Below are 10,946 nucleotides of genomic sequence, written 5' to 3'. Positions count from 1 at the left end.
CCGCAGCAGAACCCGCCTGCGGAGACTGCTGGCCGGAGCTTGCGCGCACGGGACGCGGCGCGTTGCCACCGGTGCGGCGGGGACGTTGGTGGGGAGGTGGAGTCATCGTGATCCTGAAAGCGGGTTACAGCGCACGTGCCGCCTTGAACCCGAACACCCAGGCCAGCAGGCTGGCCGGAAACTGGGCAATGGCACTGTTGTACTGCACCACGGCCTCATTGAACACGCGAATCGCTTGCTCGTTCTGCACGGCGTGTTCCTCCCAGCGCACCTGCCACACGGACAGGACCACGGGCGCAGACCCTGGGGTCACCGTAGCGGTATCTGCAGCCGAGGCCAATGCTGTTGGCTGTGCAGGGTCGGCCAGCAACTTCTGCAAGGCGGTGGCCCAGGTTGCTCGCAGCACTTCGCGGGCGGCCGTCAATGCAGCCACCGCGTCACCCTGCAGCGGGCGGGCGCGTGCCACGGCCAGCGAGGCACTCAATTGCGTCACGGCACCCTGCAGCGCGGCCAACTCTTGCGCACCTGCATCGGCCAGCAAGCTGCCGCGCTGTACGGCCTGCGCCGCCCCGAACTCGCCAAGCAAGGCCACCAGCCGCACCATGTGTGCGTCAAAACTGCCGAACGACTGAACGACGGCCGAGCGCAGGCGCATCAGACGGTTGTAGGCCCCCAGGGCCCAGAACAGAAAGACAGCAAAACCAATCCAGAAGAGGGGCGACGACCACAGCATGCACAGTTGCCGGAGCGGATGCTGCTGCACCCGTCGCGGCCCGAAAAACAGAAAGTTGAAACAAACGACGGGCGGTGAAAAGACACGCGTCCATCAAAAACGCCCCCGGCCTGCCTGGGACAGGACGGGGGCGCTGTGGCGACCGCAGCAGGGCCTGGGGGAGGCCTTGCTGTTTTCTATCAGTCTGCCGCTGCGTCGGTGGCAGTGACGCTGCCACTGTCCACATCCGAGGCGTCCGACTGGGCTGCCATTTCGGCGGCTTCGGCTTCGGCGATGGCGCGGCGCTCGGCGTCGTCCATGGCGTCCTTGGCCTTGCGTGCCTGGTGGTAGGCCAGACCCGTACCGGCAGGGATCAGGCGACCCACGATCACGTTTTCCTTCAGGCCACGCAGCTCGTCGCGCTTGCCCATGATGGCAGCCTCGGTAAGCACGCGGGTCGTTTCCTGGAAGGAAGCGGCCGAGATGAACGAGTCGGTGGACAGAGATGCCTTCGTGATACCCAGCAACAGGTTGCTGTAGGTCGCAGGGATCTTGCCCTCGGCCTGCAGTGCCTCGTTGGTGTTGAGGATCTCGGAGCGCTCGACCTGCTCGCCGGCAATGTAGTTCGACTCGCCGACGTTCTCGACCACGACGCGGCGCAGCATCTGACGAACGATCACCTCGATGTGCTTGTCGTTGATCTTCACGCCCTGCAAGCGGTACACGTCCTGCACTTCATCGACGATGTAGCGCGAGAGTTCTTCGATACCCAGCAAACGCAGAATGTCTTGTGGGTCGGCTGGGCCGTCCACAATCGATTCGCCCTTGTTCACCACCTGGCCTTCGTGAACCAGGATGTTCTTTTCCTTGGGCACGAGCTCTTCGAACACGCGACCTTCAGGGTCAGTGATCTGCAGGCGAACTTTGCCCTTGGTTTCCTTGCCGAACGACACGGTACCGGTCATTTCGGCCAGCGTGCCCTTGTCCTTCGGTGTACGGGCTTCGAACAGCTCGGCCACGCGGGGCAGACCGCCGGTAATGTCGCGGGTCTTCTGGCCTTCGACCGGAATACGCGCCAGCACTTCGCCGGGGCCCACGTCCTGGCCATCGCGCACCTGGATCAGAGCGCCGACCTGGAAGCCGATGGTCACCGAGTGGTCGGTACCAGGGATCTTCACTTCGTTGCCCTGGGCGTCGATCAGCTTCACCTGCGGACGCACCACCTTGGCGGCACCACGGCGCTTCGGATCGATCACCACCAGTGTGGACAGACCGGTCACTTCATCGACCTGCTTGGCCACCGTCAGGCCTTCTTCGACGTTCTCGAACTTGGTCTGGCCGGCGAACTCGGTGATGATGGGTCGCGTCAGCGGATCCCAGTTGGCCAGGATCGTACCGGCTTTGATCTGCTGGTCGGCCTTCACCGTCAGCGTCGCACCGTAAGGCACCTTGTGGCGCTCACGCTCGCGGCCATGCTCGTCCTGGATGATGATTTCACCCGAACGTGCAATCACCACCAGCTCACCCTTGGTGTTGCTCACGTAGCGCATCGTGGCGTTGAAGCCGATCACGCCGTTGGACTTGGCTTCCACGCTCGACGCGATGGCTGCACGCGAAGCGGCACCGCCGATGTGGAACGTACGCATGGTCAGCTGCGTGCCGGGCTCGCCGATGGACTGGGCAGCGATCACACCCACGGCTTCGCCGAGGTTGATCAGGCCACCGCGGCCCAGGTCGCGGCCGTAGCACTTGGCGCACAGGCCGTAGCGGGTTTCGCAGGTCAGGGCCGTGCGCACCTTCACTTCGTCCACGCCAGCGGCTTCGAGCTCTTCGATCAGGTCTTCGTCCAGCATCACACCAGCTTCGACCAGCACCGCGCGGTTCTCGGGGTGCAGCACGTCCTCAGCCGCAGTGCGACCCAGGATACGCTCGCGCAGCGATTCGATCACTTCACCGCCTTCGACGATGGCGCGCATCAGCGAACCATTGGCCGTGCCGCAATCCTCTTCGGTCACAACCAGGTCCTGCGTCACGTCCACCAGACGGCGGGTGAGGTAACCGGAGTTCGCCGTCTTCAGCGCCGTGTCGGCCAGACCCTTACGGGCACCGTGGGTGGAGATGAAGTACTCCAGCACGTTCAGACCTTCGCGGAAGTTCGCGGTAATGGGCGTCTCGATGATCGAGCCGTCTGGCTTGGCCATCAGACCCCGCATACCAGCCACCTGACGGATCTGGGCAGCAGAGCCGCGGGCACCGGAGTCGGCCATCATGTAGATGGAGTTGAAAGACTCCTGGTCCACTTCCTTGCCGTGGCGGTCGGTGACCTTTTGCTTGGACAGCTGGGCCATCATCACCTTGGACACTTCGTCGCCGGCCTTACCCCAGATATCCACCACCTTGTTGTAGCGCTCGCCAGACGTCACCAGACCGGACACGTACTGCTGTTCGATCTCTTTGACTTCCTTCTCGGAGCGCTCAATGATGCCGGCCTTCTGCGGAGGCACCAGCATGTCGTCGATGGCAATGGAGATACCGGCGCGCGTAGCCAGGCGGAAACCGTTTTGCAGCAGCTTGTCTGCAAACACCACGGTTTCCTTCAGGCCGCACTTGCGGAAGCTCACGTTAATGAGCTTGGAGATTTCCTTCTTCTTCAGCGCCTTGTTCATGTTGCTGAACGGCAGACCCTTGGGCAGGATCTCGGAAAGCAGTGCGCGGCCTGCAGTGGTTTCCACCAGGGAGGTCGAGGGCACAAATTCGCCCGTGGCCTTGTCCTTGGTCCACTCGGTCATGCGCACCGTGATCTTGGCAGCCAGTTCGACCTGGCCAGCGTCCAGGGCACGCTGCACTTCGCCCGTGTCAGCGAACACCAGGCCTTCGCCCTTGCCGTTGATACGGTCACGGGTGGCGTAGTACAGGCCCAGCACCACGTCTTGCGAGGGCACGATGGAGGGCTCGCCCGAGGCGGGGAACAGCACGTTGTTGGAGGCCAGCATCAGCGTGCGCGCTTCCATCTGCGCTTCCACCGACAGGGGGACGTGCACAGCCATCTGGTCACCGTCGAAGTCGGCATTGAAGGCCGCGCAGACGAGGGGGTGCAGCTGGATGGCCTTGCCTTCGATCAGGATGGGCTCAAAGGCCTGGATGCCCAAACGGTGCAGCGTAGGTGCACGGTTCAGCATCACGGGGTGTTCCTTGATGACCTCTTCCAGGATGTCCCACACCACGGGGGTGCCGGATTCGACTTCCTTCTTGGCGGCCTTGATCGTCGTCGCGATGCCCATGGCTTCCAGGCGCGAGAAGATGAAAGGCTTGAACAGCTCCAGCGCCATCAGCTTGGGCAGACCGCACTGGTGCAACTTGAGCGTTGGGCCCACGGTGATCACGGAACGACCGGAGTAGTCCACGCGCTTGCCCAGCAAGTTCTGGCGGAAACGGCCGGACTTGCCCTTGATCATGTCGGCCAGCGACTTCAGCGCACGCTTGTTGGCGCCCGTCATGGCCTTGCCACGGCGGCCGTTGTCCAGCAGCGAGTCGACGGCTTCCTGCAGCATCCGCTTTTCGTTGCGGGCGATGATTTCAGGGGCCTTCAGCTCCAGCAGGCGGCGCAGACGCGAGTTGCGGTTGATGACCCGGCGATACAGGTCATTCAGGTCGGAGGTCGCGAAGCGGCCGCCGTCCAGCGGCACCAGCGGACGCAGGTCCGGTGGCAGCACGGGCAGCACTTCGAGCACCATCCATTCGGGCTTGATGCCCGACTTCTTGAAGGCTTCGAGCACCTTCAGGCGCTTGGCGTTCTTCTTGACCTTGACTTCGGAGCCGGTCAGGTCACCGCGCAGGCGTTCGATCGACAGGTCGATGTCGATGGATTCCAGCAGGTCCTTGATGCCTTCGGCGCCCATCTTGGCGATGAACTCGTCGCCATATTCCTTGCGCTTGGCGTCGTAGTCGTCCTCGGACATGATGCTGAACTTCTTCAGCGGGGTCATGCCGGGGTCGGTCACCACGTAGGCTTCAAAGTACAGCACGCGTTCGATGTCGCGCAGCGTCATGTCGAGCACCAGGCCCAGACGCGAAGGCAGCGACTTCAGGAACCAGATGTGAGCGCAAGGTGCGGCCAGATCAATGTGGCCCATGCGCTCGCGACGCACCTTAGTCTGAGTGACTTCAACGCCACACTTCTCGCAAATCACACCGCGGTGCTTGAGGCGCTTGTACTTGCCGCACAGGCATTCGTAGTCCTTGATAGGACCAAAAATCTTGGCGCAGAACAGACCGTCACGCTCGGGCTTGAATGTGCGGTAGTTGATGGTTTCGGGCTTCTTCACCTCGCCGAAAGACCACGAACGGATCTTTTCGGGCGAAGCCATGCCGATGCGGATGGCATCGAAATGCTCGTCCGGCGTGAATTGCTTGAACAGGTCGAGTAGCGATTTCATAGTGACTCTTTCCTTTTCTGCTTAGGAGCGTTCCAGCTCGATGTCCAGGCCCAGCGAACGGATTTCCTTGACCAGCACGTTGAACGATTCCGGCATGCCGGCTTCGATGGCGTGTTCGCCCTTGACGATGGACTCGTACACCTTTGTACGGCCCACGACGTCGTCGGACTTCACGGTCAGCATTTCCTGCAGCACGTAGGCGGCGCCGTAAGCTTCCAGCGCCCACACTTCCATTTCCCCGAAACGCTGGCCACCGAACTGCGCCTTACCACCCAGCGGCTGCTGCGTGACGAGCGAGTAAGGACCGGTCGAGCGGGCGTGCATCTTGTCGTCCACCAAGTGGTGCAGCTTCAGGTAGTGCATGTAGCCGATGGTGGTCGGGCGCTCAAAGCGCTCGCCCGTGCGGCCATCAAACAGATAAGCCTGTGTGCGGGTCGGTGTCAGGCCCTTGCGCTCAGCAATATCGTCCGGGTAGGCGATCTTGAGCATGTCCTTGATTTCTTCTTCCGAAGCGCCATCAAACACGGGGGTAGCGTAAGGCACACCACTCGTCAGGTTTTCCGCCATGGCCATCAGGTCGTCGTCGCTCAGTTGCGACAGGTCTTCCTTGCGGCCGCGCGAGTTGTACACCTCTTCGAGGAAGGTGCGCAGCTCGGACGCCTTGGCCTGCTCCTGGAGCATGTTGCCGATGCGCTGACCAATGCCCTTGCCGGCCCAGCCCAGGTGGACTTCCAGCACCTGACCAATGTTCATCCGCGAGGGCACGCCCAGCGGGTTCAGAACGATGTCGGCAGGCGTACCGTCGGCCATGTAGGGCATGTCTTCGACCGGAACGATCTTGGACACCACACCCTTGTTACCGTGGCGGCCGGCCATTTTGTCGCCAGGCTGCAGACGGCGCTTGACGGCCAGGTACACCTTGACCATCTTGAGCACGCCAGCAGGCAGCTCGTCGCCTTGCGTGAGCTTCTTGCGCTTTTCTTCAAAGGCCAGGTCGAAGCTGTGGCGCGTTTGCTCCAGCGCGTTCTTGATGGATTCGAGTTGGGTGGCGACTTCGTCTTCCGCAGGGCGGATGTCGAACCAGTGGAACTTCTCGACGGAAGCCAGATAGGCCTTGTCGATCTTCGTGCCCTTGGCGAGCTTCTGTGGGCCGCCGTTGGCCACGCGGCCGGTCAGCAGCTTCTCGATACGATCAAAGGCGTCGGCCTCCACGATGCGCAGCTGGTCGTTCAGGTCCAGACGGAAGCGCTTGAGTTCATCGTCGATGATCTGCTGGGCACGCTTGTCGCGCTGGATGCCTTCACGTGTGAACACCTGCACGTCGATCACGGTGCCGGACGAACCCTGGTCCACGCGCAGCGACGTGTCCTTCACGTCGGAAGCCTTCTCGCCGAAGATGGCGCGCAGCAGCTTCTCTTCAGGCGTGAGGGTGGTTTCGCCCTTGGGCGTGACCTTGCCGACCAGCGTGTCGCCGGGTTGCACTTCAGCGCCTACGTAGATGATGCCGGACTCGTCCAGACGGTTCAGTTGCTGTTCCGACAGGTTCGGAATGTCGCGTGTGATTTCTTCTGCACCCAGCTTCGTGTCGCGAGCCATGACCACCAGCTCTTCGATGTGGATCGAGGTGTAGCGGTCTTCGGACACCACGCGTTCGGAGATCAGGATCGAGTCTTCGAAGTTGTAGCCGTTCCAGGGCATGAACGCGATCAGCATGTTCTGGCCGATGGCGATTTCGCCAAAGTCCGTCGATGCACCGTCGGCCACGACGTCACCCTTGACCAGCTTGTCACCCTTCTTGACGATAGGACGCTGGTGGATGTTGGTGTTCTGGTTGGAACGCTGGTACTTGATGAGGTTGTAGATGTCCACACCCACTTCACCGGCCACGGCTTCGTCGTCGTTCACGCGGACGACGATACGGGTGGCATCCACGTAATCCACGATACCACCACGTGTAGCGGTCACCACGGTGCCCGAGTCCACAGCGGCCACGCGTTCGATGCCCGTACCGACCAGGGGCTTTTCAGGACGCAGCACAGGCACGGCCTGGCGCGACATGTTGGCGCCCATCAAAGCGCGGTTCGCGTCATCGTGCTCCAGGAATGGCACCAGCGAGGCCGCCACCGACACGATCTGCGCGGGCGACACGTCCATGTACTGCACGCGATCTGCGCCGCACAGAATCGACTCACCCTTTTCACGGGCTGAGACCAGTTCGCCCGTCAGACGACCGTCCTTGTCGAGCTGCGCATTGGCCTGCGCAATCACGTATTTGCCTTCTTCGATCGCCGACAGATAGTCGATGTCGTTGGTCACCTTGCCGTCCACCACACGACGGTACGGGGTCTCAATGAAACCGTACTCGTTCAGGCGGGCGTACAGAGCCAGCGAGTTGATCAGACCAATGTTGGGACCTTCAGGCGTTTCGATAGGGCAGACGCGGCCGTAGTGGGTCACGTGCACGTCGCGCACTTCGAAGCCTGCACGTTCACGGGTCAGACCGCCTGGGCCGAGGGCAGATACACGGCGCTTGTGCGTGATTTCAGCCAGCGGGTTGGTCTGGTCCATGAACTGCGACAGCTGCGAGGCACCGAAGAATTCCTTCAGGGCGGCCGAGATCGGCTTGCTGTTGATCAGGTCGTGGGGCATCAGCGGCTCTTGCTCGGCCTGGCCCAGACGCTCCTTCACGGCCTTTTCGATACGTGCCAGGCCCGTGCGGTACTGGTTTTCGGCCAGTTCGCCCACGCAACGCACGCGGCGGTTGCCCAAGTGATCGATGTCATCGACTTCGCCGTTGCCGTTGCGCAGGTCCACCAGGATCTTGACCACGGCCAGGATGTCTTCGTTGGACAGCACCATGGGGCCAGTGGATTCGTCGCGGCCAATCTTGGCGTTGAACTTCATGCGGCCCACGCGCGACAGGTCGTACGTGTCGGGGTTGTAGAACAGGCGCTGGAAAAGGGCCTGCACGGCGTCTTCTGTCGGCGGCTCGCCGGGGCGCATCATGCGGTAGATGGCCACGCGGGCAGCGAACTCGTCCACCGTTTCATCGATGCGCAGGGTCTGCGAGATGTAGGCGCCTTGGTCCAGTTCGTTCGTGTAGATGACCTGCAGGTCTTGCACGCCGGCAGTACGCAGCTTCTTGAGCAGCGCTTCAGTCAGTTCTTCATTGGCCTTGGCGATGATTTCGCCCGTGTCGGCGTCCACAATGTTGCGAGCGACCACACGGCCAATCAGGAAGTCTTCTGGCACGCTGATGTGCGTGGTGCCAGACTGCTCCAGTTCGCGGGTGTGACGGGCCGTGACGCGCTTGTCCTTGGCCACAACCACCTTGCCCGACTTGTCGGTGATGTCGAAGCGTGCCACTTCGCCACGCAGGCGCTCGGAGACAAACTCCATTTGCGCACCGCTGTCCATCAGACGGAAGTTGTCGTTGACGAAGAAGTTCGCCAGGATGGACTCGGGGTTCAGGCCGATGGCCTTGAGCAGAATCGTGACCGGCATCTTGCGGCGACGGTCCACGCGGAAGTACAGGATGTCCTTGGGGTCGAACTCGAAGTCGAGCCAGGAGCCGCGGTACGGGATGATCCGAGCCGAGAACAGCAGCTTGCCCGAGCTGTGGGTCTTGCCCTTGTCATGCTCGAAAAACACGCCTGGCGAACGGTGCAGCTGCGACACGATCACGCGCTCCGTGCCGTTGATGATGAACGAGCCCTTGTCGGTCATCAGGGGCACTTCCCCCATGTAGACCTCTTGCTCCTTCACTTCCTTGACCACCTTGGACTGCGACGTCGAGGACTCGCGGTCATAGATGATCAGTTGCACCTTCGCGCGCACTGCCGAGGCGAACGTCAGACCACGGGTCTGGCACTCACGCACATCGAAGGCAGGCTTTGCCAGGTTGTACTCAATGAACTTCATCTCCACAAAACCGTTGTGGGAGACGATAGGGAAGGCAGCGTCGAATGCCGCCTGAAGGCCTTCGATGGTTCTTTTCTGGGGTGCTGTATCTGCCTGCAGGAAAGCGGTGTATGCGTCCTTCTGCATCTGCAGCAGATAAGGAACTTCGAGCACGCTATCGCGGGTGCCGAAACTTTTGCGAATTCGCTTGCGTTCGGTGTAGGAATAGGCCATGAGATCTCCGGGCAAAGACATGAGTCCTGGGTCTTCGACGACTGACCCGCAAGGAGCGTGGTCCTTACGGGCTTGGCGGTTGGCCACTACCAACCATGGCGGACGGTGATGCGTTGCACATCACCCGAACCAAGGCGTCTTCTGCTGTCGGGGTTGTCAGAAGACACTCGAAAGCCTCGTTGCAGACGGGGCTTACGGGTGCTCTCTGAAAGCACCAAAGGCTGGAGGCCCTTTGAGGAGCACTCCAGCCCTTGAGCAAGACCGAATTACTTGAGTTCGGCCTTGGCGCCGGCTTCCACCAGCTTCTTGACGGCTGCTTCGGCGTCGGCCTTGGCAATGCCTTCCTTGACGTTCTTGGGAGCGCCGTCCACCAGGTCCTTGGCTTCCTTGAGGCCCAGGCCGGTGATTTCGCGCACTGCCTTGATGACGGACACCTTGTTGGCGCCGGCTTCGGTCAGCACCACGTTGAATTCCGTCTTTTCTTCAGCAGCAGCGGCGCCAGCGCCACCACCAGCGGCAGCAGGAGCAGCCATAGCTGCAGCGCTCACGCCAAACTTCTCTTCAATGGCCTTCACCAGGTCATTGAGTTCCAGAACCGTCATGCTGTCCAGCGCGGTCAAAAATGCGTCTTTATCGAATGCCATTTTGATTTCCTAACAATTGTGTTGGTTGACTGCCCAGCTATCAAGCTGCTGCAGGTTCGGCGGCCGGTACGGCTGCGCCTTCGCCTTTTTTCGCCGCCAGTGCGCCCAGCACAACGGCTGTACGCGACATGGGGGACATAAGCAAGCCACAAATCTGAGCCAGCAGAACTTCCTTGGAAGGAATGTTGGCCAGTTGCTTCACGCCGTTGACGTCCAGGGCTTTACCACCGAAAGCGCCACCGCGAATCACCAACTTGTCATTGGTCTTCGCAAAGTCAGCCACCACTTTCGCGGCAGCCACGGCGTCTTCGGAGAAGCCATAGATCAGGGGACCGGTCATCTGGTCTGCCACCACGTCAAACTGGCTGCCTGCCACAGCACGGCGGGCCAGGGTGTTCTTCAGAACACTCAGGCTCACACCCTTGCTGCGAGCATCAACGCGCAGTTTGGTCATGTCGGCGACCGTGATGCCACGGTATTCCGCGATCACAAGCGTTTGAGCTTTAGCGGCGAGGCTGGTCACTTCACTGATGACCGCTTCTTTCTCACTGCGATTAAGACTCAAGGTCTACTCCTTAAATTGCGCACTCAGGCTTGCACCCTCCTGCGCGCTCTTGTTGCAGCGACCAACTGTTTCGGAACGAATTCCATCTGCAGCGGGATCGCCATCTGCGTTGGCCCCGCAAGGGGATTAAGTGCGGCGAGCCACACACCAACGGTCTTGGATGGCCTGCAGGCAGGTATTGCACCACCCACAGCCCACCACATCAGGCCCTTTGAAAAAGGCCCGAAGATTTCAATCGCAATTACGCTGCGATGGATTGCGTATCCACGCGGACGCCAACGCCCATCGTGGAGGACACAGCGACCTTGCGCAGGTACAGACCCTTGCTCGAAGCTGGCTTGGCCTTGTTCAGTGCATCGATCAGCGCAGCCAGGTTGCCTTGCAGCTTTTCGTTGTCGAACGAACGGCGGCCAATGGTGCTATGCACGATACCGGCCTTGTCCACGCGGAATTGC

General features: G+C 61.2%; 5 protein-coding genes and 1 pseudogene. All 6 read right to left on the bottom strand.

Annotation, left to right across the window (positions count from 1 at the left end; genetic code table 11):
• Positions 1–124: 124 nt before the first annotated feature.
• Complete coding sequence (locus DBR23_RS26300; protein WP_108500059.1) at positions 125–733, bottom strand: LemA family protein; 609 nt, start codon at positions 731–733, stop codon at positions 125–127.
• Between the two features lie 179 nt (positions 734–912).
• Positions 913–5,148: a DNA-directed RNA polymerase subunit beta' gene (gene rpoC, locus DBR23_RS26295; protein ID WP_056745839.1), complete on the bottom strand. Its 4,236-nt coding sequence runs from the start codon at positions 5,146–5,148 to the stop codon at positions 913–915.
• Positions 5,149–5,169: 21 nt separating this feature from the next.
• Complete coding sequence (gene rpoB / locus DBR23_RS26290; protein WP_056745841.1) at positions 5,170–9,282, bottom strand: DNA-directed RNA polymerase subunit beta; 4,113 nt, start codon at positions 9,280–9,282, stop codon at positions 5,170–5,172.
• A gap of 266 nt (positions 9,283–9,548) precedes the next feature.
• On the bottom strand, positions 9,549–9,926 hold the full coding sequence (gene rplL, locus DBR23_RS26285) for a 50S ribosomal protein L7/L12 (RefSeq protein ID WP_008907085.1): 378 nt from the start codon (positions 9,924–9,926) through the stop codon (positions 9,549–9,551).
• Between the two features lie 40 nt (positions 9,927–9,966).
• Complete coding sequence (rplJ, locus tag DBR23_RS26280) at positions 9,967–10,491, bottom strand: 50S ribosomal protein L10 (protein WP_108500058.1); 525 nt, start codon at positions 10,489–10,491, stop codon at positions 9,967–9,969.
• 241 nt (positions 10,492–10,732) lie between these two features.
• Positions 10,733–10,946, bottom strand: a pseudogene (gene rplA / locus DBR23_RS26275) (50S ribosomal protein L1); the annotation flags it as partial.

It is taken from the genome of Acidovorax sp. HMWF018 (assembly GCF_003061035.1).
Classification (GTDB): Bacteria; Pseudomonadota; Gammaproteobacteria; order Burkholderiales; family Burkholderiaceae_C; genus Acidovorax; species Acidovorax delafieldii.
This window is presented reverse-complemented; position numbering and strand designations above follow the sequence as displayed.

Excerpts from the sequence above, each read along its gene's own strand:
- DBR23_RS26300 (WP_108500059.1), bottom strand. The coding sequence starts at position 733 with ATGCTGTGGTCGTCGCCCCTCTTCTGGATTGGTTTTGCTGTCTTTCTG.
- rpoC (WP_056745839.1), bottom strand. The coding sequence starts at position 5,148 with ATGAAATCGCTACTCGACCTGTTCAAGCAATTCACGCCGGACGAGCAT.
- rpoB (WP_056745841.1), bottom strand. The coding sequence starts at position 9,282 with ATGGCCTATTCCTACACCGAACGCAAGCGAATTCGCAAAAGTTTCGGC.
- rplL (WP_008907085.1), bottom strand. The coding sequence starts at position 9,926 with ATGGCATTCGATAAAGACGCATTTTTGACCGCGCTGGACAGCATGACG.